This window comes from Agromyces protaetiae (assembly GCF_030866785.1).
Lineage (GTDB): Bacteria > Actinomycetota > Actinomycetes > Actinomycetales > Microbacteriaceae > Agromyces > Agromyces silvae.
In genome coordinates this window covers 3,677,077-3,700,233 of record NZ_CP133018.1, presented here as the reverse complement: position 1 = coordinate 3,700,233, position 23,157 = coordinate 3,677,077, and the positions used below count along the sequence as shown (strand labels likewise).

General features: G+C 70.0%; 22 protein-coding genes. 7 read left to right on the top strand and 15 right to left on the bottom strand.

The window, feature by feature from the left end:
* Window positions 1-58 precede the first annotated feature (58 nt).
* Window positions 59-1,048, top strand: coding sequence for a sugar phosphate isomerase/epimerase family protein (locus QU602_RS16900; protein WP_308797617.1), 990 nt, complete (start codon window positions 59-61; stop codon window positions 1,046-1,048).
* Window positions 1,045-2,085 carry a zinc-binding dehydrogenase gene (locus QU602_RS16895; RefSeq protein ID WP_308797616.1) on the top strand — a complete coding sequence of 347 codons (1,041 nt, stop codon included), beginning with the start codon at window positions 1,045-1,047 and terminating at the stop codon, window positions 2,083-2,085. The genes QU602_RS16900 and QU602_RS16895 overlap by 4 nt, the downstream gene beginning before the upstream one ends.
* Window positions 2,086-2,160: 75 nt before the next feature.
* Here QU602_RS16895 and QU602_RS16890 read toward each other — a convergent pair whose 3' ends face one another.
* Together QU602_RS16890 and QU602_RS16885 are read right to left on the bottom strand one after the other, a co-directional pair.
* Window positions 2,161-2,916 carry a FadR/GntR family transcriptional regulator gene (locus tag QU602_RS16890; RefSeq protein WP_308797615.1) on the bottom strand — a complete coding sequence of 252 codons (756 nt, stop codon included), beginning with the start codon at window positions 2,914-2,916 and terminating at the stop codon, window positions 2,161-2,163.
* Window positions 2,917-2,930: 14 nt separating this feature from the next.
* Window positions 2,931-3,752 carry an SDR family NAD(P)-dependent oxidoreductase gene (locus tag QU602_RS16885; protein WP_308797614.1) on the bottom strand — a complete coding sequence of 274 codons (822 nt, stop codon included), beginning with the start codon at window positions 3,750-3,752 and terminating at the stop codon, window positions 2,931-2,933.
* Between the two features lie 114 nt (window positions 3,753-3,866).
* On the opposite strand from QU602_RS16885, the gene QU602_RS16880 reads away from it, so the two are divergent.
* The 3 genes from QU602_RS16880 (at window position 3,867) to QU602_RS16870 (ending at window position 7,051) form a co-directional block, all read left to right on the top strand.
* Window positions 3,867-5,153: an ABC transporter substrate-binding protein gene (locus QU602_RS16880; protein WP_308797613.1), complete on the top strand. Its 1,287-nt coding sequence runs from the start codon at window positions 3,867-3,869 to the stop codon at window positions 5,151-5,153.
* 72 nt (window positions 5,154-5,225) lie between these two features.
* The gene (locus QU602_RS16875; protein ID WP_308797612.1) at window positions 5,226-6,149 is read left to right on the top strand and encodes a carbohydrate ABC transporter permease; all 924 of its coding nucleotides are present in this window, start codon (window positions 5,226-5,228) and stop codon (window positions 6,147-6,149) included.
* The gene (locus QU602_RS16870; protein WP_308797611.1) at window positions 6,146-7,051 is read left to right on the top strand and encodes a carbohydrate ABC transporter permease; all 906 of its coding nucleotides are present in this window, start codon (window positions 6,146-6,148) and stop codon (window positions 7,049-7,051) included. Before QU602_RS16875 ends, QU602_RS16870 begins: the two co-directional genes overlap by 4 nt.
* Window positions 7,052-7,137: 86 nt before the next feature.
* Here QU602_RS16870 and QU602_RS16865 read toward each other — a convergent pair whose 3' ends face one another.
* The gene (locus tag QU602_RS16865) at window positions 7,138-7,782 is read right to left on the bottom strand and encodes a GntR family transcriptional regulator (protein WP_308797610.1); all 645 of its coding nucleotides are present in this window, start codon (window positions 7,780-7,782) and stop codon (window positions 7,138-7,140) included.
* 90 nt (window positions 7,783-7,872) lie between these two features.
* On the opposite strand from QU602_RS16865, the gene QU602_RS16860 reads away from it, so the two are divergent.
* The gene (locus QU602_RS16860; protein WP_308797609.1) at window positions 7,873-10,722 is read left to right on the top strand and encodes an FAD-binding and (Fe-S)-binding domain-containing protein; all 2,850 of its coding nucleotides are present in this window, start codon (window positions 7,873-7,875) and stop codon (window positions 10,720-10,722) included.
* Here the strand turns inward: QU602_RS16860 and QU602_RS16855 are convergent.
* From QU602_RS16855 to QU602_RS16830, 6 genes are all read right to left on the bottom strand, one after another.
* Window positions 10,697-10,819: a hypothetical protein gene (locus tag QU602_RS16855; RefSeq protein ID WP_308797608.1), complete on the bottom strand. Its 123-nt coding sequence runs from the start codon at window positions 10,817-10,819 to the stop codon at window positions 10,697-10,699. The genes QU602_RS16860 and QU602_RS16855 overlap by 26 nt on opposite strands.
* A gap of 64 nt (window positions 10,820-10,883) precedes the next feature.
* Window positions 10,884-11,471 (bottom strand): nitroreductase family protein, encoded by a 588-nt coding sequence (locus tag QU602_RS16850; RefSeq protein ID WP_308797607.1) that lies wholly within the window; start codon window positions 11,469-11,471, stop codon window positions 10,884-10,886.
* A gap of 139 nt (window positions 11,472-11,610) precedes the next feature.
* Window positions 11,611-12,687: a threonine aldolase family protein gene (locus QU602_RS16845; protein ID WP_308797606.1), complete on the bottom strand. Its 1,077-nt coding sequence runs from the start codon at window positions 12,685-12,687 to the stop codon at window positions 11,611-11,613.
* Between the two features lie 65 nt (window positions 12,688-12,752).
* Entirely contained in the window at window positions 12,753-14,945 is a 2,193-nt protein-coding gene (locus QU602_RS16840; RefSeq protein WP_308797605.1) for a putative Ig domain-containing protein, read from the bottom strand.
* Window positions 14,946-15,098: 153 nt separating this feature from the next.
* Complete coding sequence (locus tag QU602_RS16835; protein WP_308797604.1) at window positions 15,099-16,280, bottom strand: ABC transporter permease; 1,182 nt, start codon at window positions 16,278-16,280, stop codon at window positions 15,099-15,101.
* The gene (locus tag QU602_RS16830; RefSeq protein WP_308797603.1) at window positions 16,277-17,161 is read right to left on the bottom strand and encodes an ABC transporter ATP-binding protein; all 885 of its coding nucleotides are present in this window, start codon (window positions 17,159-17,161) and stop codon (window positions 16,277-16,279) included. The genes QU602_RS16835 and QU602_RS16830 overlap by 4 nt, the downstream gene beginning before the upstream one ends.
* A gap of 257 nt (window positions 17,162-17,418) precedes the next feature.
* Here QU602_RS16830 and QU602_RS16825 point away from each other — a divergent pair, with 257 nt between their 5' ends.
* Window positions 17,419-18,864: an MFS transporter gene (locus QU602_RS16825; RefSeq protein ID WP_308800216.1), complete on the top strand. Its 1,446-nt coding sequence runs from the start codon at window positions 17,419-17,421 to the stop codon at window positions 18,862-18,864.
* Between the two features lie 50 nt (window positions 18,865-18,914).
* Here the strand turns inward: QU602_RS16825 and QU602_RS16820 are convergent, their stop codons facing one another.
* From QU602_RS16820 to QU602_RS16795, 6 genes are all read right to left on the bottom strand, one after another.
* The gene (locus QU602_RS16820; protein ID WP_308797602.1) at window positions 18,915-19,478 is read right to left on the bottom strand and encodes a dihydrofolate reductase family protein; all 564 of its coding nucleotides are present in this window, start codon (window positions 19,476-19,478) and stop codon (window positions 18,915-18,917) included.
* A complete protein-coding gene (locus QU602_RS16815; protein WP_308797601.1) occupies window positions 19,478-19,990 on the bottom strand; it encodes an SRPBCC family protein in 513 nt (170 codons plus the stop codon). The genes QU602_RS16820 and QU602_RS16815 overlap by 1 nt, the downstream gene beginning before the upstream one ends.
* On the bottom strand, window positions 19,983-20,321 hold the full coding sequence (locus tag QU602_RS16810) for an ArsR/SmtB family transcription factor (protein WP_308797600.1): 339 nt from the start codon (window positions 20,319-20,321) through the stop codon (window positions 19,983-19,985). Before QU602_RS16810 ends, QU602_RS16815 begins: the two co-directional genes overlap by 8 nt.
* 101 nt (window positions 20,322-20,422) lie before the next feature.
* Window positions 20,423-21,145 (bottom strand): response regulator transcription factor, encoded by a 723-nt coding sequence (locus QU602_RS16805; RefSeq protein WP_308797599.1) that lies wholly within the window; start codon window positions 21,143-21,145, stop codon window positions 20,423-20,425.
* Entirely contained in the window at window positions 21,142-22,581 is a 1,440-nt protein-coding gene (locus tag QU602_RS16800) for a sensor histidine kinase (protein ID WP_308797598.1), read from the bottom strand. Before QU602_RS16800 ends, QU602_RS16805 begins: the two co-directional genes overlap by 4 nt.
* Window positions 22,582-22,643: 62 nt before the next feature.
* Window positions 22,644-23,042 carry a phage holin family protein gene (locus QU602_RS16795; protein ID WP_308797597.1) on the bottom strand — a complete coding sequence of 133 codons (399 nt, stop codon included), beginning with the start codon at window positions 23,040-23,042 and terminating at the stop codon, window positions 22,644-22,646.
* Between the last annotated feature and the right edge of the window lie 115 nt (window positions 23,043-23,157).

Sequence of the window (23,157 nt, the reverse complement as noted above, 5' to 3'; positions counted from 1 at the left end):
GTCTTATTCGTATGACTTTTAGTTTCAACGATGAACGGGAGTGTGAATGAGGATCAGCGTGTTCCCCAAGGGGGACCTGGATGCACTGGCTGTGCAGCGCACGATGACGGTGTTCGAGTGGATCGAGAAGGCGAAGCCGCTGCCGGCCGAGGGTCTCGAACTGTACAGCGGCATGTTCTGGCAGACCGACGACGCGTTCGTCGACTCGGTCGGCGAGGCGCTGTCGGACGCCGGGTTCGAGATGCCGATGTTGTGCGCCTCGCCGGACTTCACCCACCCCGACCCCGAGGTCCGCGCGGCCGAGTTCGACCGGGAGGTCGAGATGATCCGCATCACGGCCCGCCTCGGCGGGCGCGGTGCGAGCACGCGCGTGCTCTCGGGTCAGCGTCATCCCGAGGTCTCCATCGAGCAGGGTGTCGAGTGGGTCGTCGACGCCTACTCGCGCCTCATCCCGATCGCACGCGAGCTCGGGACGACCCTCGCGATGGAGAACCACTACAAGGACGGGCACTGGACCTACCCGGAGTTCGCGCAGAAGGCCGAGGTCTTCACCGCCATCGTCGATGCGATCGACGACCGGGCGACCTTCGGTGTGCAGTACGACCCCTCGAACGCGATCGTCGCGGGCGACGACTCGGCCGAGTTCCTCGAGACGGTCATCGACCGCGTCGTGACCATGCAGGCCTCAGACCGGTCGCTCGCGCCCGGGGGCAGCCTCGACGACCTCCGTCAGAGCGATGGCACGATCGGCTACTCGCCGCTGCTGCAGCACGGCGTCATCGGGCGCGGCATGAACGACTACCCACGGATCTTCCGCACGCTCGCGGACGCCGGCTACGACGGCTGGATCAGCATCGAAGACGGCGTCAACGGCATGGGCGAGATGGCCGAGTCGGTCGACTACCTGCGCGAGGCGAGAGACCTCTACTTCGGCGGATCGACCGCGGTCCGTGTCCAGAAGCACGAGGAGGCCCTCGCCGCGGCGGGACTCCCGAGCATCGCGAAGCCCGCGCTGACCGAGCACGAGCTGAGGGAGCCCGCCCGATGAAGGCGCTCGTGAAGTACGGGCTGGGCGACGGCGACGTCGAGATCCGGGACGTCCCCGAGCCGCAGCTCCAGCCCGGCACGGTGCTCGTGAGTGCACGCGCCGTCGGCGTGTGCGGCTCCGACATCCACATGTGGCGGAACGGGCAGAGCTGGGACGTGACTTTGCCGGTCACGCTCGGACACGAGACCGCCGGCGTGATCGCGGCGGTCGCCGCCGACGTCACCGGCTGGGAGGTCGGCGATCGCGTCGTGTGCGAGACCGCGGCCTCGATCTGCGGCGTCTGCGCCCTGTGCCGCACCGGCCGGTACAACCTCTGCCCTGAGCGGCAGGGGTACGGTGCGGTCCGCGACGGCGCGTTCGGCGAGCTGCTGCTCGCCGAGCCCCGTGTGCTGCATCGCATCCCCGAGAACGTCTCGTTCGAGCAGGCGGCGATGACCGAGCCGTTCGCGGTCGCCTTCAACGCGCTGGTGGAGCGGGCCTCGGTCACGCCGGGGGATCTCGTGGTCATCCAGGGCGCCGGGGCGATCGGGGCGCTCTCGCTCCTCATCGCCCGGCTCCGCGGAGCCGGGACCACGGTCGTGCTGGGAACGCCGGTCGACGAGCACCGACTCGCCACGCTCCGCGCGCTCGGCGCCGACTACACGGTCGACATCACCAAGGAGGACCCGGTTGCGCTCATCCGGTCCCTCGGTGACGGCAACGGCGCCGACCTCGTGGTCGATGCGACGGGTGTGAGCGTCGCGCTGAAGCAGGCGCTCGAGCTCGTCCGTCCGTTCGGGTCCATCGCCAAGGTCGGCTGGGGTCCGCAACCGCTGAACTTCAGCCTGGACCCCCTCGTCGCGAAGGCGGTCACGCTCTACGGGTCGTTCTCGCACACGTGGACCACGTGGGAGCGTGTGCTCGCGCTGTTCGCGTCGGGGGCGCTGGACACCAGCACGGTGCTCGGCGGCGTCTACGAGCTGGCCGAGTGGGAGCAGGCGTTCGAGCACATGGAGTCCGGCCGCAACATCAAGTCCGTGATGGTGATGCCGGGCTGAGCACGACGGTGTGACGACCGAGACGAGGGTGCGAGCCGCTGGGCGCGCACCCTCGTCCGTGTCTTCGGCCCCCGTCTACTGCACGCGGATCCGCGTATGGGTCTGCTCGAACTCGGCGAGCGTCAGCTGGACGAGCTCGAGCGCCGACGCCTGGGCGCGCTCGGCATCCCGCGCGACCAGTGCCTCGGCGAGGCGCACGTGTGACTCGACCGCTTCGGCCGTCATGTCGACCATCCCCGGGCGGGTGTCCTGGCCGCGCAGGTGCAGCGTGACGCCGATCGTGTCGGCGAGCTGGGCGATCACGGCGTTCTGCGTGCCCTCGAGCATGATCCGGTGGAAGGTCTCGTCGGCTTCGAAGAAGGTGCGGATGTCACCACTGCGGTAGGCCTCGCGCATCTCGATCGCGCGCGTGAGCATCTCCTCGGCGAGCTCGGGCGGCAACCGTTTCGCCGACAGGCCGGCGGCGGCGTGCTCGAGCCCGAGGCGCAGCTCGAGCAGCTGCTTCATCTGGTCGATGTAGCCGGGGCCCTGGCCGCGCCATTTGACGACGTACGGGTTGAGCAGATCCCAGCTGCTCGCCGGGAGCACGCGCGTGCCCACCTGCGGGCGCGCCTCGACGAGGCCCATCGAGCTGAGGGTGCGGATGCCCTCGCGCACGACCGACCGCGAGACCGACAGTCGCTCGCACAGCTGGTCGGCGTAGAGGATGGTGCCGACGGGGATGTCCCCGTCGATGATCTCCTGGCCGAGCACGTCGACGACATGGGCGTAGAGACCGGTGCCGATTCTCGACCGGTATCGCGCGGTGTTGCCGCCCCTGAGGTCCGCCACCGTCCAGCCTCCCGTCATTCGAGTGCCGCGAACTCGTATTCGCCGGCGGCTGCGGCGGCCTCGTAGGCGAGTCGGGGGACTTGCGTGGCGAGCTTGCCTCCGCTGATATCGATGAGCGTACCGGTGATGTACCCCGCAAGCTCGGAGGACAGGAAGCAAATCAGGCTGGCGATGTCCGTTTTCGCGCCCCACCGGCGCAGGGTGAGGGTGTCGAGCAGCCGGTCCTGCTCGGCCTGCGGGAGCTCGTCGAAGTGGTTCATCGCGGTCGGGACCATGCCGGGTGCGTAGGCGTTCGCCGTGATGTTCCACGGGCCGACCTCACCGGCGAGCGCCCTGGTGAAGTGCGCCACGGCGATCTTGGACGATGCGTAGGCGCCGCTCGCGTAGATCGGCGAGATTGCGGCGAAGGATGCCGCGTTCAGGATCCGGCCCGATCGTTGCCGCTTCATGACCGGCAGCACCGCGCGGCACATGAGGAAGGTGCCCTTGAGGTTCACGTCGTGCACGAAGTCCCAGGTCGCCTCGTCGAGTGTGTCGATCGGACCGTTGCCGACGACGCCGGCATTGTTCACGAGGATGTCGATGCGTCCGAAATCGCGTTCGACCTCGGCGACCACCTCGGCGACGCGTGCGCTGTCCCGGATGTCGCAGACGAGTTCGCGGTGCGTCGCGCCGAGGCCGTCGAGCAGTTCGCCGGTCGCCTCGAGGTCGGCCACGCTCACGTCCACCGAGACCGTGGTCACGCCCTCGCGAGCCAGCGTGCTCACGATCTCACGGCCGATACCCCGGCCGACTCCCGTGACGATGGCGACCTTCCCGCGCAGATCGATCTCCATGGAACTCCTTCGTCCGTCTTGTGTCGCGCTTGCACGACTAGTATGAATTATTAGAGTAATCATACGGCCGCACCAAGGCCGCGCGAAGTAGCGCGATCACCGAGAGGAGATGCGATGACGCATCGAGTGGGACTGAAGGCTGCCGCACTGGCAGTGGGTGTACTGACGGTCGGCGCGCTCGCCGGCTGCGCCGGTGGAGGGGGTGAGAGCTCCGACGTCCTTCGTGTGACCCTGGCGAACCACGTGTGGACCGACATCATCAAGGACAAGATCCCCGAGTTCGAGGAAGAGACGGGGCTCACCGTCGAGCTGACGCAGCTCGGCGAGGACCAGCTCTCCGACCAGTACAACGTGAAGCTCAATGCGGGTACCGACGAGATCGACGTCATGATGTACCGGCCGCTGCAGGAGGGCAAGCTCTTCGCGCAGAACGGCTACCTCGCGGATCTCACCGACCGCGCCGAGGGCGCCGAGGAGTGGGACTGGAGCGACTTCCAGGCCGGCCCCGCCGAGGCCACCAGCTACGAGGACACCGTCGTCGGGGTGCCGCTCATCACCGAGTCTGAGGTGCTCTACTACCGCACCGACCTGCTCGAGCAGGCCGGCCTCGAGGTGCCGACCACCCTCGACGAGCTCGAGAACGCCGCCAAGGTCATCTCCGAGGCGAACCCGGGCACCGCGGGCTTCATCGCGCGAACGGGCAAGTCCGCTGCGGTCACGCAGTTCTCGAGCTACCTGTTCAGCTTCGGCGGCGACTTCGCCGACGGCGACACCGCCACGGTCAACTCGCCCGAGGCGGTCGAGGCCTACGAGTACTACGGCGGCCTCATCAACAACTACGGACCCGAGAACGTCAGCACCGACATGAACTGGGCCGAGGCATCCGCCATCTTCGCCCAGGGTCAGGCGGCGTTCTACACCGACGCGAGCAGCCTGTACCAGAACATGGCGCTGCCCGAGAACTCGACGGTCTCCGACAAGCTCGGCTACGCACCGTTCCCCGAGGGCCCGGCTGGTTCGAAGCCCTACTCGATCCCCGCCTGGGCGCTCGGCATCAACGCCGACTCGCCGAACCAGGACAACGCGTGGCAGTTCATCGAATGGGCCACGAGCTTCGACACGGTGCTCGCGACCCAGTCGGAGGGCGTGCCCGGCGCCCGTTCCTCGGTCTGGGCCGACCCGGCCGGCACGGCCAGCTTCCCGCCCGCGCTCGCCGAGGCGATCAACGCCAACGCCGAGAACGGCGTCGGCTACGACCGGCCGCAGGTCGTCAACGTCGCTGAGGCGCGTGAGATCGTCGGCGACCCGATCGTCGTGGGCATCACCGGCGGCGACGTGGCCGGTGCGGCCGAGAGCGCCGAGGAGAAGTTCCAGGCCTTCCTCGACGACGAGAACCAGTAACGACATCGCATCCGAGCCGGTGGGCCGGCACCCCGCGACCCACCGGCTCGCCCTCACCGAAGGAGGTGACCCGTGAGCACGGCTACACAGCACGACGTCGGCGCGTGGGAGAAGTACTCGCGCTGGGTGAACAAGCGCCGGAAGTGGGTGTTCGCGGCACCGGCGATGATCTTCATCGCGCTGCTGCTGATCTTCCCCCTCGCCTGGACGCTGGTCCTCAGTCTCACGAACTCGAGGGGGTCCGTGCGGGCGCCGTTCGACTTCATCGGGTTCGAGAACTACCTGAACATCCTCACCGATACCGAACGGTTCTGGCCGGCAGTCGGGCGCACCGTGTACTTCACGGGCGGGGCGCTCATCTTCGAGGTCGTGCTCGGCATCGCGATCGCCCTCCTGCTCTGGAAGCCCTTCAAGGGCGAGAAATGGGTGCGGGTCGCCATCCTGCTCCCGCTGGTCGCGACGCCCGTCGCGATCGGCATGATGTGGCGGCTCATCTTCGAGCCGAGCATCGGGTTCGCCAACGAGTTCCTGGGCTGGTTCGGGATTCCCGCGCAGCCCTGGTTGAGCAGCCCCGACACGGCACTCAGCACCCTGATCTTCGTCGACGTGTGGCAGTGGACGCCGATGGTCACGCTCATCATCCTCGCGGGCCTCACGGCGCTGCCCGAGGAGCCCGACGAGGCCGCACGCGTCGACGGCGCCAACTGGTGGCAGCGGCTGTGGTTCGTGACGCTCCCCCTGCTCGCGCCGACCATCGCGGCCGCGGTCATCCTGCGCGGGATCGACGCGCTGAAGACGTTCGACATCCTGTACGCGACCAAGGGCAAGGGCGGCGGCTCGTTCCACGAGGTCGAGACGCTCAACATCTACGCGTACGGGCTCAGCTTCGACTACAACCGGTACGGGCAGTCCTCGGCGGTGCTGATCATCTTCTTCCTGATGATCATCGGCTTGATCTGGGTCATGTCCCTGCGCAAGAAGGCGGTGAACAATTGAGCACCCGCAACCTGACCCTGCCGCCGGCGGGCGGCTCGGCCGAGACAGACAGCACGCGCAGCGTGACCGTGCCCCGGGAGGCGCGACGCAAGCGGTTCCCCTGGCCGTCGGTCGGCCGCACGGTCGGACTCGTGGCCGTGATCGTGACGTTCGTCGCACCGATCCTCTGGATGGTGCTGGCGAGCTTCAAGACCAACGTCGACATCTACGACCCCTCGAAGATGTTCAGCTTCGTGCCGACGCTCGCCAACTACGGCACGGTCTTCGGGCAGGCCAATTACGGCGCATTCATCTGGAACTCGTTCTTCGTCGCCTTCGTCGCGACGGTGCTCTCGCTGGTGCTCGCCGTGCCGGCCGCGTACAGCATGAGCCGGTTCGTGATGGGCAAGTCGGCGATGGCGGTGCTCCTCGCGCGCATCATCCCCGGCGTGAGCCTGCTGGTGCCGTGGTACATCGTGTTCTCGCAGATGCGGCTCGTCGGCAGCTTCGCCGTGCTCATCCTGTCGATGATGTTCGTGTCGTTGCCGCTGATCCTCTACATCATGATGTCGTACTTCCAGTCGATGCCCGAGGAGCTCGAGGAGGCGGCACAGGTCGACGGCCTGACGCCCATCGGTGCGTTCCTGCGGATCACGCTGCCGCTGTCGATGCCCGGCGTCGCGACGGCGGGCATCCTGTCGTTCATCTTCGCCTGGAACAATTTCATGTTCGCGCTGGTGCTCTCCGGTGCGAGCACGAAGACGCTGCCGGTCGCGATCTTCGACTTCGTCGGCTACGCGAGCATCGACTGGGGCGGGCTGATGGCCGCGGCGGTGATCGTGACGCTGCCGATCATGGTCATCGCGCTGTTCACGCAGAAGTACATCGTGTCGGGCCTCACGGCGGGTGCGACCAAGGGCTGAGCGATCGCAGCCGGCTCCGGGCCGGTGACACGGGGGCCGCGGATGCATCCGCGGCCCCCGTGTGCGCGTCGGGGAGCCGTCTGGGCTCAGGCTCGCATCGCGTCGGCGAGGCGGCGGCCAGCACGGCCGAGGTGCCCGGCGAGCTCGGTCGCCGCCGCGTCGGCGTCACCGGCCGCCAGGTGGTCGAGGATGCGCGCATGCTCCGCGAGGATCGCGTCGACCGACACGAGCCGGCGCCCCTGCACCTGCACCATGCAGAGCCGCACCTCGTCGACGAGCGCGGCATAGGCGCGGCTCGTGCGCTCGCTGCCGATGGCGTCGACGAGCGCGGAGTGGAATCGCATGTCGGGGTCGACGATGTCCACGCTCGACCCGCCGAGGTGCTCGCCGATCTCGCGTTGTGCGTCGGCCGCGGCCTCGGGCACGGCGCGCGAGGCCGCGAGCTCGCGGAGGGCCGCCTCCTCGATGCGCCGGCGGGTCGCGTACACGTCGAGGACGGCGTCGGCGTCGAGACTCCGGACCCGCGCCGAGCGGTGTGCGCTGCGGACCAGCAGGCCGTCGGCGACCAGCTTCTCGATCGCGGCCTTCGCACTCGGCCTCGCGACCTCGAAACGGGTCGCGACGGATGCCTCGGTGACGGATGCTCCGGACGACAGCTCGCCGTCGAGCACCGCGCTCCGGAGCGCTGCGGCGACCGCGTCGACCACGCCCACCACCTGAACCCCCGCCACCGGCCTCCCCCTTCGTCGGTCCGAGCGTACCCCGCCGGCTCCAAGCTGCCAGTACAGTGTACTTGTCAGACAATTCTGGAGGAGTGGCCGATGACGTCCCCTGTGCTCGCGCCCGTGCTCGAACCCGACCTGCTCGGCGCGTCGGCGCCGGTCCGGCAGCGCTCGATCGATCGTTTCGCGATGGCGCACGATGCATCCCACTACCTGCTGGTGCCCGACGTGGTCGTCACGCCCGCCGACGATGGCGCGGTGGCCCGCGTGTTCGCCGCAGCGCGCGCGGCCGGCCGCTCCGTGACGTTCCGCTCGGGCGGGACCAGCCTGTCGGGCCAGGGCGTCACGGGCGATGTCCTCGTCGACACCCGGTCGGCGTTCCGGCGCATCGTCGTCGGTGAGCACGGCCGCTCGGTCCGCGTGCAGCCGGGCGCGACGGTGCGGCAGACGAACGTGCGCTTGGCCAGGCACGGCCGCAGACTCGGGCCCGACCCGGCGAGCGAGATCGCGTGCACGATCGGCGGCGTGATCGCCAACAACTCCAGCGGCATGGCCTGCGGGATCACCGAGAACAGCTATCGCACGGTCACCGGGCTGCGCATCGTGCTGCCGAGCGGCACCGTCCTCGAGACATCCGCCCCCGATGCCGCCGCGCGCCTCAGGGAGCTCGAACCCGGCCTGCACGACGGCCTGCTCGACCTGCGCCGCCGGCTCCTCGCCGACGAGGAGTCCGCGGCGACCGTCCGCCGGCTGTTCTCGATGAAGAACACCATGGGGTACGGGCTGAACGCCCTCCTCGACTTCGACGACCCGGCCCGCATTCTCGAGCACCTCGTGATCGGCAGCGAGGGCACGCTCGCGTTCGTCGCCGAGGCCGAGTTCGCGACCGTGCCCGTGCTTCCGGCGGTCGCGACCGGCCTGCTCGTCTTCGAGGATCTGCACGACGCGACGGCCGCGCTGCCCGCGCTGGTCGCGGCGGGCCTCGCGACGATCGAGTTGATGGATGCCGCATCCCTTCGGGTCGCGCAGCGCGCGGCCGACGCGCCGGCCGCGATCGCCGGGCTCGACGTCGTCGAGCACGCGGCACTGCTCGTCGAGGTGCACGCGGGCGATGCCGATGCGCTGGCCGTGGCGCGCAGCGCGGTGGCGCCGGTGTTCGCGGCGCTGCCGCTCGCGGTCGAACCGGCGCTCACGACCGATGCCGACGAGCGCGCAGCGCTCTGGCACGTGCGCAAAGGCCTCTACACGGCGGTGGCCGGCGCGCGCCCGTCGGGGACGACCGCGCTGCTCGAGGACATCGTCGTGCCCGTCGAGCGGCTGCTCGCGACCTGCGAACGACTGATCGAGCTGTTCGACGAGCACGGGTACGAGGACTCGGTCATCTTCGGCCACGCCAAAGACGGCAACATCCACTTCCTGCTGAACGAACGGTTCGAGGATCCGGTGCTGCTCGCGCGCTACGAGCGGTTCACGAACGACCTCGTGGAGCTCGTGCTCGCGCAGGGCGGTTCGCTGAAGGCCGAGCACGGGACGGGGCGCATCATGGCGCCGTTCGTGCGCCGCCAGTACGGCGACGTGCTGTACGGCATGATGCTCGAGGTCAAGCAGCTCTTCGACCCCGAGGGGCTGCTGAATCCCGGCGTCGTGCTCTCGGACGATCCGGGCTCGTACCTGCGCGATCTCAAGCTCGTGCCCACCGTCGAGGCCGAGGTCGACCGCTGCGTCGAGTGCGGGTACTGCGAGCCGACCTGCCCGAGCAAAGACCTCACCCTCACACCCCGCCAGCGCATCGCGCTGCGCCGGGACCTGCAGGCGGCCGAGGCGGCCGGCGACCACGACCTCGTCGCGGAGATCGCCGCCGACTACGACTACGACGGCGTGCAGACGTGCGCGGTCGACGGGATGTGCGCGGTCGCCTGCCCGGTCGATATCAACACGGGCGACCTGGTCCGCCGGCTCCGCGCCGAGCAGCGCAACCCGCTGCTCGCCGCCGGCTGGTCGGTGGCCGCGAAGACGTGGGGTCCGGTGACCCGCGCGGGCGGCGTCGCGCTGGATGCCGCGAAGGCACTGCCGACCCCGCTCGTGCGCGCGGCGACGACCGTGGGCCGGGCCGTGCTCGGCGCCGACACCGTGCCGCACTACGACGGGTCGCTGCCCGGCGGCGGCACGGCCCGGCCGAAGCCGGGCGGCGACCCGGCGACCGCCGACGCGGTCTTCTTCGCCGCATGCATCGGGACCATGTTCGGCCCGGAGGCCGGCGCCGACGGCCGACCGGTCGGCGCCACCACGGCGTTCCTCCGGCTCGCCGAACGCGCGGGGGTCGCCCTCGTCGTCCCCGAGCACTCGGGCTCGCTGTGCTGCGGAACCCCGTGGAAGTCGAAGGGCTTCCTCGACGGGTACCGCAGCATGACCGAGCGCGTGCTCCCCGCGCTGCTCGCGGCGAGCGACGGCGGCCGGCTGCCGATCGTGTGCGATGCGGCATCCTGCACCGAGGGGCTGGAGACCATGCAGGCGATCGCGGCGGCCGCGAGCGCCGACGAGCCACGACTCCGCTTCGTGGATGCGACGACGTTCGTCAGGGAACGCGTGCTCGACCGGCTCACGGTCGTGCAGCGGGTCGGATCGGTCGCGGTGCACCGGACCTGCTCGACGACCGCGCTGGGCGCGAACGGCGACCTGCTGGCGATCGCGGCGGCGGCCGCCGCCGAGGTCTACGAGCCGGTCGACTGGGGCTGCTGCGCGTACGCGGGCGATCGCGGGCTGCTGCATCCCGAGCTCACCGCGAGCGCGACCGCGGCCGAAGCCGCGGAGATCACGGCGCGCGAGTTCGACGACCACGTGTCGGCGAACCGCACGTGCGAAATCGGCATGACCACCGCGACCGGCCGCTCGTACCGGCACGTGCTCGAGCTCCTCGAAGCGGTCACCCGGCCCGCTCGGCCGCAGTGACGGGTCTGTCGGCGCCGGCCCAGAGGTCGGCCTCGCCGGAATTCTCCCATTCCTCGAGCGCTGCAGCGTAGAAGTCGGCGAGCTCAGACGCAGTCATGTGATCAGGATAGTGGTATCCACTGACGTCGTATGCTCGAGCTGGACCGACGGTCCGCGCGGTGTCAGGCGGCGACGGTCACGAGCTCCTCGAGGGGCAGGCGCACGCGCGGGGCGTGCTCGCGCTCCCGCAGGGCGTCGGGCAGGGTCGCGGCGTCGCCGAGCACGCCGATCGCCGTCACCGACACGACCTCGAGCCGGTCGTCGAGCTCGAAAGCGTCGCGGATGCGGGCCGTATCGAAGCCGCCCATCTGGTGGGTGTGCAAGCCTTCGTGCTGCGCCTGCACGGTGAGGTGCGCGACGGCCTGGCCGAGGTCGTACCGTGCCCACGGGCGCGGGTTGCCGTCGGCGTCGACGACTTCGGCGAGGTTGACGACGAGGACGGCCGCGGAGTCTGCCCACGTCTTGTTGAAGCCGAGCAGCGCGTCGTGGACCTTCGCGAATCCTTCCGTGCCGCGGCGGGCGACGACGAAGCGCCAGGGCTGTACGTTGTTGGCCGACGGCGCCCAGCGGGCCGCCTCGAACACGGTCTTGAGGGTCTCGGTCGGCACGTCGGCCGTGGGGTCGTAGGCGCGCGGGCTCCAGCGGGCGACGAGCGCGTCGAGGAGCGGGGCGGTCGTGTCGGCGTGGCGGTTCTGGGTGACGAGGGTCATCTGACGTCAGCTTTCGTAGTGCGGTGGATCGGTGCCGGGGCGCCGTCGTCCCGCTCCATTACAACGCATGAAAGCTCACAACATTCCGCGTCCGGTCGGTCGAGGCGTCGAGCTGGCCCGGCGGGCGTATCGAGACCCGTCAGGCCGCCGCGAGCTCCTCGCGGATGCCCGCCACGAACGCGTCGATGTCGGCCTCGGTCGTGTCGAACGAGCACATCCAGCGCACCTCGCCGCGTGCGGCGTCCCAGTCGTAGAACCGGAAGCCGCGCTCGCGCAGCCGGTCGGCGACGCCGGCCGGCAGCGTCGCGAACACGCCGTTCGACTGCGTCGCCTGCGTGAACCCGAGGCCGGGCAGCTCGCCCGCGGCGATGCCCGCGTCGAGCGCGTCGCGCAGGCGCCGCGCCATGGCGTTCGCGTGCGATGCGCTCCGCAGCCACAGGTCGCCCTCGAGCAGCGCGATGAGCTGGGCGGAGACGAAGCGCATCTTGGACGCGAGCTGCATGTTCAGCTTGCGCAGGTAGGTGAGGCCATCGGATGCCTCGGGGCTGAGCACCACGATCGCCTCGGCACCGAGCGCACCGTTCTTGGTGCCGCCGAAGCTCACGACGTCGACGCCCGCGTCGCGCGTGAAGGCGCTGAGCGGCAGGCCGAGCGAGGCTGCGGCGTTCGCGAGGCGGGCGCCGTCGAGGTGCACGCGCATGCCGAGGCCGTGCGCGTGCTCGGCGATCGCGCGGATCTCGTCGGCCGAGTAGGCGGTGCCGAGCTCGGTGGTCTGCGTGATCGACACCACGAGTGGCTGCGCGCGGTGTTCGTCGCCCCAGCCCCACGCCTCGCGGTCAATGAGTTCTGGTGTGAGCTTGCCGTCGGGTGTCGGCACGGTGAGCAGCTTGATGCCGGCCACGCGTTCGGGAGCCCCGCCCTCGTCGGTGTTGATGTGCGCCGTGCCGGCCGCGACGACCGCGCCCCAGCGCGGCAGCATGGACTGCAGGCCAGTGACGTTCGCGCCCGTGCCGTTGAACACTGGGAACGCCTCGACGCCCGCGCCGAAGTGCTCGGCGAACACCTCCTGCAGGCGGGCCGTGTAGACGTCCTCGCCGTACGCGACCTGGTGGCCGACGTTCGCGGCCGCGACGGCCGCGAGCACCTCGGGGTGCACGCCGGAGTAGTTGTCGGAGGCGAAGCCCCGGAAGCCGGGGTCGTGGAGCTGCGAGGTCACCGCACCATCCTGCCACCCACGGCGCCGGTTCGGCGGGTCGGGCGTGGGTGGCAGGAGTGGAGCGGTCAGCCCTTCCAGGCGTAGGCGGGGTCGCCCGTGCACACCATCTCGACGTACACGCCAGGGTTACCGGTGGCAGTGACCCGAAGGTCCATGCCGCTGGCCGCTCGGCCGTCCGGATGCGCCTTGTACCGGAGGACGCCGGTTCGGCTGAACGCGGTGGTCCACGAGTCGGTCTTCACGATGAAGCCCTGGCCCACGGCCCGTCCATCGGTTCCCGAACGGACGTCGAGGAACATCGCAGCCGGGCAGTCCCCGGAGACGACTCGCTCGTCGTTGAGGTCGTTGTAGTCGCTGTCGTTGACGATCCGGTGGTAGCGGCCGAGCTCGTCCCACCAGAAGTCGCGGACCTCGAGGATCACCGTGACCGGCTTGCCCTCGACTGACGGCCGGCCCGAGACATCCGCGGTGACCCCGATGGTCACCGGGTACTTCCCTGGCCTGGCGGCATTCGCGTTCGCGGAGATGAGGCCGTCCGGCGTCATCGAGAACCCTCGGGGCAACCCTGATGCCGTGAATGTCAGATAGGGCCGTGAGGCCGGCGCCTTCGCAGCGACCTGATACGAATAGGGCGTGTCATGCACGGCGGCCGGCAGGACGAGTTCTGCGAGCACCGGGCGCTCGGGCTCGGTGACGACGAGCGTCCAGGTGACCGAGCTCGACACCGGCACCCTGCCGGGAAGGAGGGGCTGCGCCGTAGCGGTGATCGTGACCGGGTAGCTTCCGGGCTTCGCGTCGTGCGGGCCCGTGATGATGCCGTTCGGTGCGATCGAGTAGCCGTGCGGCAGTCCGCTCGCCGTGAACGTGAGCGACGTGTCGGCGGGCGCCGTCGCCTGCACTTCGTGGAAGTACTGCTCGTCAGCACTCGCGGCCGGCAGCGTGCCGGTGATCACCGGCTTCTCGGGTTCGGCCACGATGAGCGTCCAGATGACGGAGGCGGATACCGGCACTCGGTCGGGCAGGTTCGGCACTGTCGTGGCGGTGATCGTGATGGGGTAGCTTCCGGGCTTCGTGTCCGGCTTGCCGGTGATGAGGCCTTCTGGGGTGAGTGCGTACCCCTCGGGGAGTCCGCTCGCCGTGAACGTGAGCGAGGTGTCGGCTGGGGCGGTCGCCTGCACCTGGTGGGAGAACGCCACGTTCTGCCGTGCGGCCGGCAGCGTGCCGGTGATCACCGGCTTCTCGGGTTCGGCCACGATGAGCGTCCAGAGGATTGAGGAGAATACCGGCCCACGCCCGGGAATCTTGGACAGCGCCATGGCCTCGACGGTCACGGGGTAGGTGCCGGGCCGCATGTCCGGCTTCCCGGTGATGAGACCGCTCGGCTTGATCGAGAACCCCTTCGGCAGGCCGGTGGCTGCGATGGTGACCGTGGTGTCCGGGGGAGTGGTGAACTCGACCTGGTGAGAGAACTCCCGGTTCTGCTGTGCGGGCGGGAACGAGTTGGTGATCACGGGCTTCTCGGGTTCGGTCACGATGAGCGTCCAGGTGACGGAGCTGCTCACCGGCGACACCTGGTTGGTGGTCGCCGTGATCGTGACGGGGTAGCTGCCCGGCTTCGCCAGAGGAACGCTGGTGATGAGACCGCCGGGGGTGATCGAGAAGCCGGCGGGAAGCCCGCTCGCCGTGAACGTGAGCGACGGGTCGCCCGCAGCAGCAGCCTGAACCTGATAGGAGTACGGCTCGTTCTGGCGCACCGGCGGCAGTTCGCCGGTGAACACGGGGACGGGCTCGGCGACGATGATTGGCATCCATTGCTCGACGAGGCGCATCGTGCTGCGGTCGACGGTCGCCACCTTGAACGAGCCGTCCGCGTTCGCCACAGTGGGCGTGCCGGTCAGGAGACCGCTCGAGTCCATGCTGAGCCAGTCGGGCAGGTGCTCGGCGACGAACGTCGTCGCCGAGCCGGTGAACACGAGCTGGTGACGGTACGGGACGCCGGCTGTCGCGCCGGGCACCTCGCTGAATGCCGCGGACGTCGTCTCCGCTTCGGCGGTCGGCGGCTCGGCTGCCTCCGCCGTGGCCGATGCCTCGGCCGACTCCGCGGGCTGGTCCGACGCCGCTGTGTCCGCCGGCTCAACGGTCGCCACCGACTCCGTCGGCACCGCTTCGGCGGCGTACGCCGCCACCGGTGCGACGAGGCTCACGATGGCGGCGCAGCCGAGCGCTGCCAACAGTCGTCCAGTTCGTTTCGAACCCATCCTTGATATCCCTGCTTCTCTCTCCACGGGGGTCGTGGTCTACCAGCATATCACGGCTGGTATATGAGTATGACACGACAGGGTTAGGGCGGGACGAACGTCGGCCCCGCCCAACCGGGCGGGGCCGACGAACGACCTGGGTTCGCGCGGGGCTCAGCCGCGCAGCGCCTGCAGGAATGGCACGCGCGCGCCGGTGCGGAGCAGCGAGTTGCGGTACACGCGCTCGCCGACGAGCACCGCAAGCGCCGCGGTCGCCGCGAGGATCACGAGCGACAGGATCGGCTCCCACCACTCGGCCTGCTCGAGGAAGACGCGCACGGGCATGCCCACGGGCGCCGAGAACGGCACATAGCTCATGATCGTGAGCACCGTCGGGTTGTCGTTGAAGAAGATGATCAGGAAGTACGGGATCATCACGAGCATCGTCACGGGCGTGGTCACGCCGCCGACGTCCTCCGACCGCGAGACGGTCGCCGCCGTCGCCGCGAACAGCGCAGCGAGCATGATGAACCCGACGATGAAGAACGCCACGAACCACAGCACCGACGGGCCGAGCCCGCCGAGCAGGATCCGCTGACCGGTCACCGCGAGCCCGAGGATCGCGAGTGCCGCGATCGCGATGATCTGCCCGAACGCGAGCACACTGTTGCCGAGCACCTTGCCCGTGAGCAGCTGCCGTGCCGACACGGTCGACAGCAGGATCTCGACGATCCGGGTCTGCTTCTCTTCCACGACGGATGCCGCGATGGTGCCGCCGAACGTGAGCGCGGCGAAGAAGAACACGATGCCGAACCCGAAGGCGACGAAGTACGCCAGCAGCGGGTCGGCCGCCGCGGGCTCGAGGATCGCCGTCGCCGGCTGGATCGACAGCGCGCTCGCAACCGAGCCCGGCGCCTGATCGAACCCGATGACCGTCACGTCGAGGCCCGCGGCCGACGCATCCGGGCTGCCGGGCGACGCCGCCGTGAGCCCCGCGCCCTCGACCGCGTCGGTCGGCGCGACGATCGCGTCGACCTCCTCGTCGCGGAGCAACTGCTCGGCCGCGGCGAGGTCGTCGGCGGGAACAGCCTCGAGGCCGGAAGGCTCGGTCACGACGCTCGACGCGGCCCCGACGACCGCGACCTTCGTCGGCCCCGACGCGGTGCCGCTCAGCACCGAGCTCAGGATCACGGAGGCGAGCACCGCGAGCATGAGCAGTCCCGTCGTGATCAGGAACGCCTTGCTGCGCAGCTTCGTCGAGACCTCGCGGCCCGCGACGAGCCCGGCGCCGTGGCCGAAGCCCGGCGTGCGCCACTCGTTCGACGCGCGCTGCGCGCGCTGATCGACCTTGCTCATTGCACGACCTCCCGGAAGATCTGGGCGAGCGTCGTCTGCTCGCGCGTGAAGCTCACCACGTCGCCGCGGCGGACCGCCTCGGCGAGCACGGCCTGCCGCGAGGCATCCGTCTCGGCCTCGAAGAGCGCCCAGCCGCCGTCGAAGCTGACCACCGTGACGCCCGGGATCTCGCGCACCCAGCCGGCGTCGCCGGCCGTGAGCAGCTCCCAGCGATCGGAGCCGTGCTGCTCGCGCAGCGCATCGCGCGACCCGGCCGCGCGGATGCGGCCGCCGGCGATGATGACGAGGTCGTCGCACAGGCGCTCGACGACGTCGAGCTGGTGCGACGAGAACAGCACGGGCGCGCCCTTCGCGGCCTCGTCGGCGAGCACCGACTGCACGGTGTCGACGGCCATCGGGTCGAGGCCCGAGAACGGCTCGTCGAGCACCAGCACCTCGGGCCGGTGCACGAGCGCCGCGGCGATCTGGGCGCGCTGCTGGTTGCCCAGCGAGAGCGACTCGACGGTGTCGTTCAGGCGCTCGCCGAGCCCGAGCCGCTCGAGCAGGTCCGTCGCGTTGCGGCGGGCTGCCGCGGGGCTCCAGCCGTGCAGGCGCGCGAGGTAGACGGTCTGCTCGAGGACCTTCATCTTCGGGTACAGTCCGCGCTCCTCGGGCATGTAGCCGAAGCGGCGGCGGTCGGCCGCGGTGATCGGCGCGCCGTCGAGCCGGACGCTGCCGCCGTCGGAGGCGAGCACGCCCAGCGCGATACGCATGGTCGTGGTCTTGCCTGCGCCGTTGCCGCCGACGAAGCCCGTGAGCCGGCCGTCGCCGACGGTGAAGCTCACGTCGTCGAGCGCGAGCCGGTCGCCGTAGCGCTTGGTGAGATGGTCGAGTTCCAGCATGGGGCTCACGCTACGGATGCCTCGGTGCGGGCGGCATCCGTCGCGCGACGGAATTCGGGGCGATCGGCGGGCTCCGCCGCGTGGGGGAGGCCGGAGCGGCGGGTTGCCTCTTCCGGATGTCGGAGGGGGTGGGTAGCGTCGCACGCGTGACTGAGGAAAGCTCGATCGGGTCGGCTGGGCAGGCTGCTGGGGAGGCTGCCGGGCAGGCTGCTGGGCAGGCTGCCGGGGCGACCGGCGTGGTGCCGCCGCCGAACGGCATGCGCACGTTCCTGCAGGTCCTCGGCAACACCCTCATCGCGAACGTCACGACGAGCTTCCTGTGGTTCGCGCTCACGTTCTGGGTGTACCTCGAGACCCGCTCGGTGCTCGCGACCGGCATCATCGGCGGCGCGTACATGCTGTTCATCGCGGTCTTCGCCATGATCTTCGGCACCATCGTCGACCGGCACCGCAAGCTGCAGGTCATGATCTTCTCGACCGTGGTCACGCTCGCCTCGTTCGTGATCGCCGGCGTGCTCTACCTCGTGCAGCCCGAGGCCGCGCTCCTCGATCTCGGCGGTCCGTGGTTCTGGCTGTTCTCGGGCATCATCCTGTTCGGCGCGGTGATCGAGCACATGCGCAACATCGCACTGTCGACGACGGTCACGCTGCTCGTGCCGGTCGACCGGCACGCGAACGCGAACGGTCTCGTCGGCACCGTCCAGGGCGTCGCGTTCATGGTGACGAGCGTGTTCAGCGGGCTCGCGATCGGCCTCCTCGGCATGGGGTGGACCCTCGTCATCGCGATCGGGCTCACGCTCATCGCGCTCGTGCACCTGCTGTTCCTGCGCGTCCCCGAGCCGAAGCCCGAGCCCGAGGGCGAACGCGCGCCGGCCATCGACCTGCGAGGGAGCATCGCCGCGATCCGGTCGGCGCCCGGGCTCTTCGCGTTGATCCTGTTCTCGACGTTCAACAACCTCATCGGCGGCGTCTACATGGCGCTCATGGACCCGTACGGCCTCACGCTGTTCCCGGTCGAGATCTGGGGTGTCGTGCTCGGCGTGACCTCGACGGGCTTCATCATCGGCGGGCTCGCGATCGCGAAGTTCGGGCTCGGCAAGAACCCGATCCGCACGATGTTGCTCGCGGTGATCGGCATGGGGTTGCTCGGGGCGTTGTTCACGATCCGCGAATGGTGGGTGCTCTACGGCCTCGGCATCTGGGCGTACATGGCCATCGTGCCGATCATCGAGGCGGCCGAGCAGACCGTCATCCAGAAGGTTGTGACCTTCAGGCGCCAGGGGCGGGTGTTCGGGTTCGCCGCGGCCGTCGAGTCGGCGGCTGCGCCCGTGACGGCGTTCCTGATCGCGCCGATCGCGGAGTTCTGGATCATCCCGTACATGGAGTCCGAGGGCGGCGCGCAGACCTGGGGCTGGCTGCTCGGCGAAGGTGACGCGCGCGGCATCGCGCTCGTCTTCCTGTTCGCGGGTCTGGTGATGGTCGTGCTCGCGATCCTCGCCTTCGCGAGCCGCGCCTACCGCCTGCTCTCCGCCGAGTATCAGCAGGGCGCGCCGGCTGAGGGCGAGAGCGAGACGGGTGACGGGGTCGCCGACGGCGGTGACCCGGCTTCCGAAACGGCGAGCGCCGGTGCACCCGGCCTCTCGCCGGGCGCTGCCGCGGCCGCCGATGAACTCGACCGCTCGGCGAGCGACCCTCGGCGCTGAGTCGTCGCGCACGCCCCCCGGCGTCACCCATCGATCGGGGCGCGGTGGTTTCAGGTCAGACGGTACGTGAGGCCGACGTGGCCGCTCTCGAACGGCACGGCGCGCTCGAGTTCGAGGCGGCGTTCGCCGAGGGTTGCGGGCGTGAACGAGCGGCCGGCGCCGATGAGCGCGGGCACCACGCGCAGCCGCAGGGTGTCCACGAGGTCCGCCTCGAACAGGGCGTCGGCGAGCGTAAGGCTGCCCCACACGATGACGTGGCCGAAGCGCTTCTTGAGCGCAGCGATCGAGTCTGCGGCGTCCCCGCGCAGGATCTCGATCGAGCCGGTGTCGCCCCACGGGGCATCCGTCAGCGTGTTCGAGGCGACGAACTTCGGCAGTCGGTTGATCGGCTCCGCGACCACCTCGACGGCGGGGTCGGCCGTCGGCCAGTAGTCCGCGAACATACGGTAGGTGGTCGCACCGAGCAGGATCGCGTCGATGTCGTGCAGGAACGCGAGTTGATCGGCGTCGTTCGGGTTGCCCGTCTCGGCCGCCTCGGCGAAGTGCATGCCGCCGTCGGGCTCCGCGGCGTAGCCGTCGACGCTTACGATCTGTTCGACGGTGAGCCGGCCCATCAGGCGGCGCTCCCACCCGAGCGGTCGCGTGCGTGCACGTCGAGCTCGTCGAGTGCCTCCGACCACCCGTCGTAGACGTCGTCGTCGCCGGGAACGCCCGCGATGCCGTCGAGGTGGAACGTCATGCGGGTCTGACGTCCGTCTTCACCGTGTTCGGCGAGGTCGATCGTGATGACGGGCATGATCTCGTCGGCGTCATCGGGCGACCCCCAGGTGAAGACCAGGCGGGCTGGCTCGACGACCTCGCGATACGTGCCACCGGTCGGGTAGGTCGCACCGTCGGCGGTGACCATGGTGTACCGGTAGCGTCCGCCGGGGCGCACGTCGAAGTCGACCTGCTCCCGTGGAGTCGTGAGTCCGTGCGGATGCATCCAGTACGGCGCCTCGTCGGGGTCCGTCCACGCGCGCCACACGAGTTCGCGCGGCGCATCGAAGACGCGGGTGATGGTGAACTGCTTCTCGCCCTGGTCGGGCTGCGCCGCGTTGGCGAGGTGTTCGGTCTGCTCAGACATCGGTCGGTCCTTTCCGTTCGCGGAGTCGCTCGTCGAGCAGGTCGAAGCGTTCGTTCCACTCGTCGCGGTGCCGGTCGACCCAGGCGGATGCCTCGTCGAGCGGAGCCGTCCGGAGCGTGCACCGTCGCCACTGCGCGTCGGCGGTGCGTTCGATGAGTCCGGCCCGTTCGAGGACCTTCAGATGCTGCGAGATCGCGGGCCGGCTCATCGCGAAGGGCTCAGCGAGCTCGCTCACCGTCACGGCCCCCTCGCGAAGCCGCGAGACGATCGCGCGCCGCGTCGGGTCCGCGAGTGCGTGGAAGACCGCGCTCAGCTCATCAGTCGCCGCCACGTAAGTAACTCCTTAATTAACGATTCGCTTACGCTAACCTGCAATGCTGCCCCCGTCAACCCTCTCGGTGCGTGGGAGCGAAGCGGGGCGGATGCCCCGGGTCAGGCGTGCGGGCGGACGACGCCGTGCTCGTAGGCGTAGACCACGGCGTGCACACGGTCGCGGAGCCCGAGCTTCATGAGCACCTTGGACACGTGCGTCTTCACGGTCGCCTCGCCGACGAACAGGCGCTCGGCGATCTGCCCGTTCGAGATGCCCTCCGCGAGCAGCTCGAGCACCTCGCGCTCGCGCTCGGTGAGCGTCCCGAGCTCGGCCGGCTCGCTCTGCTGCGAACCTGCCGGATCGGCAGAAGGGATCGCACCCTCGGGGGCTTCGCCGGCGCGTGGGGCCGAGGCATCCGATCGTGAGACCGCCTGGATGACGCGGCGCGTGACGTCGGGGGAGAGCAGTGCGTCGCCGCGCGCCACGACCTGCACCGCGTCGATGAGCTGCTCGGGGCTCGAGTTCTTGAGCAGGAACCCGCTTGCGCCGGCCTCGAGCGCCTGGAAGAGATAGTCCTCGCGGTTGAAGGTCGTGAGCACGAGCACGGCGGGCCGATCGCCGCCTCCGGCGACGATGCGACGAGTAGCCTCGAGCCCGTCCATGCCGGGCATCTGTACGTCCATGCACACGACGTCGGGGTCGAACTCGGCCACCGCTGCGATCGCCGCATGCCCGTCGGCGGCCTCGCCGACGACCTCGAGCCCGGGCTCGGAGTCGAGGATCGTGCGGAACCCGCCGCGCACGAGCGCCTGGTCGTCGACGACGAGGATACGGACGGTCACGCGATCTCCTTCCGCCGTGCGGGCAGGGTCGCCCGGACGAGATAGCCGCCGTGGCGGCGGGCGCCGAGCTCGAGCCTGCCGCCGACCGCGGCCACGCGCTCATGCATGCCGACCTGACCGAGCCCCGACGGTTCGACGGACGACCGCGCGTCAGCCCGCCCCCTGCCCGTGTCGCTCACCTCGACCTCGAGCGCATCGTCGGTCCAGCGCAGACGCACCTCGGCGGACGCTCCGGCGCCGGCGTGCTTGCGCACGTTCGTCAGCGCCTCCTGCACGAGCCGGTATGCCGTGAGCCCGACCACTGTGCTCGCCTCGCGGGCCTCGCCCACCACCGCGACGGTCGTGGGCACACCGTTCGCGCTCGAGTCCGCCGCGAGCGCCTCGAGCTCGTCGAGCCCGTGGGGTGCCGCCGCGACCGGCCCGGTCGACGGATGCGCCTCGTCGCCGCCGTTCGTCCCGTGCCTGAGGGTGCCGAGCAGCCCGTGCAGCTCGGACACGGCCTCGCGGGCGCTCTCTTCGATCGCGGACAGCGACGCGGCGGCGCGGGCCGGGTCGCGCTCCAGCACGCGCCGCGCCGCGCCGGCCTGCACGCCGATGACCGATACGTGGTGCGCGACCACGTCGTGCAGTTCGCGCGCGATGCGCAGGCGTTCGAGCGCCACGGCCCGGTCGCGCGAACGCTCGCGTTCGATGGCGAGCTCCTCGGTGCGCTGCTCGAGCGCCGCACGGCTGCGGGCCGACCGGTACGCGGTGTCGCCGAAGTACCAGGCACCGCCGAAGAACAGGACGTTGGTGAGCACGTTGATGAGTGCATAGCCCACGTAGGGCGAGATCGGACCGCTCGTCACCTCGTCCGAGAAGGGGGCGTCGGGCGCGTTCGAGGAGATGATGAGGCCCCAGAACAGCCACGCGAACATGCCGAGCACGACGAGACCGCGCACGACCAGCGCGATCCGACGGCTGCGGCCCCAGGCCCCCACGGTGTAGACCGCGATGAACAGGCAGATGTTGTAGACGAGCAGCTCGGCGATGCCGGTCGTGCCGCCGACGACGAGCCCGACGCTGCAGACGATGACCACGACCTCGGGAGCGATGCGACGGAACGCGAGCGGCAGCGACATCGTCGCGGCCCAGACCACCTGCTGCCAGAACGGCGCATCGGCACCCACGCCGGTCGTGCGATAGAGCAGGCAGCTGATCAGCATCCCGCCGAACAGCACCAGTGCCAGCCAGAGGTCGCCGCGTCGCTGCCGAGCCGTCGGACCGGGCCGGACCCACTCCACACCATCGATCACGGCCGGCGCCGCCGGCGCGGCCGCACCCGGTGCGGCTGCACCCGGCGCAGCCGCACCCAGCGCGGCGGCACCCGGCGAAGCTGTGGCGTCCATGCGGGTCGGATCAGCCTCCACTCGGGTCGGATCAGATGGAACGGTCACGTGGTTCACGCTAGCCGGGCGTCCCGCCCGAGACATCCGCCGTGCGATGGAGCCGTGACCCGTCAGCGCCGATCCTTCGCATGCTGCCCATGCTCGTGCGGGCGCAGCAGGAATCGCGTGCCGAGCCAGCCGATCACCGCCGTCACGACCCACACGACGACCGCCGCGAGGATCCACCCGCCGACCCCGTCGAAGCTCACCCCTCCGGGGAACAGCGACGCGATCCAGAGTGCGAGGAAGGTCGACAGCAGACCCGCGACGCCCGCCACGGCGGGCGCGCTCCGGACGAAGATCCTGCGCACGAGCCACTCGATGGCCGCCTGCACGATCGCGAACACGAGGATCGCGACCACGAATCCGGTCCACTGCAGGTGAAATGCGTGAACGAGCAGCGCCGCGAGCAGCAGCGCGATCGCGGCGCCCGCGAGGAAGATCCCGACCCGGATGAGCTGACGCACCATGATCCGGAGCGTACTCCCCGGCGAGGCATCCGTTGCCGAGGCCTGCCGACCGGAGCATGATGATCGCGTGAGCGGACGAGGGTGGTTCGCGTGAGTTCCGCGGGCGGGACGCCCG